This window comes from Paenibacillus sp. KS1 (genome assembly GCF_001680695.1).
Classification (GTDB): domain Bacteria; phylum Bacillota; class Bacilli; order Paenibacillales; family Paenibacillaceae; genus Paenibacillus_B; species Paenibacillus_B suaedae.
On the sequence record NZ_MAIS01000303.1, the window covers coordinates 1 to 472 of the forward strand.

The 472-nt window shown below is 38.3% G+C and carries 1 pseudogene; it reads left to right on the top strand.

What is annotated here, in order from left to right:
• A pseudogene (locus BBG47_RS28425) lies at positions 1–406 on the top strand (hypothetical protein); the annotation flags it as partial.
• Positions 407–472 lie beyond the last annotated feature (66 nt).

A 472-nucleotide genomic window follows, 5' to 3' on the forward strand; every position in this document is an offset into this window, starting at 1 on the left:
CGATTCAAAGTCGCTGGAAACGGCAGCAAAAGCGATGAAAACGGCATTTGATCATGATTTTGAAATCACAGAAGCTCAACTTTATTCTAAAGGTGACAAAGTTCAAACGTTATCACTTAAGGATAACGATGTTTCACTTCAGATGGAAGCAAAAAAGGGAAAGGTCTTGAACGTATTTAATAATACAAGAAAAAAGGTAACGACCAACCAAGAGGTTACGGAAAAAGATGCAAAGGAAGTGGTCGCTCCGCTTGCCAAGGAATTATTCAATATCGATATTTCGGGATGTGAAGTGAAGTGGGACAACCTATTTAAAGATTATTATTTTGTTAAAGGTAAAGAGACGGTATTGCAAGCAGCGTTGGATGCTGAAAAGAAACCCGTGTACATCAGAACGAGCAAATAGACGTTAACTGTATTCGTTTTGCAGTAGTCTCATAAGAGAAAAAAGCAGTCTATCCTCACTTGAGGA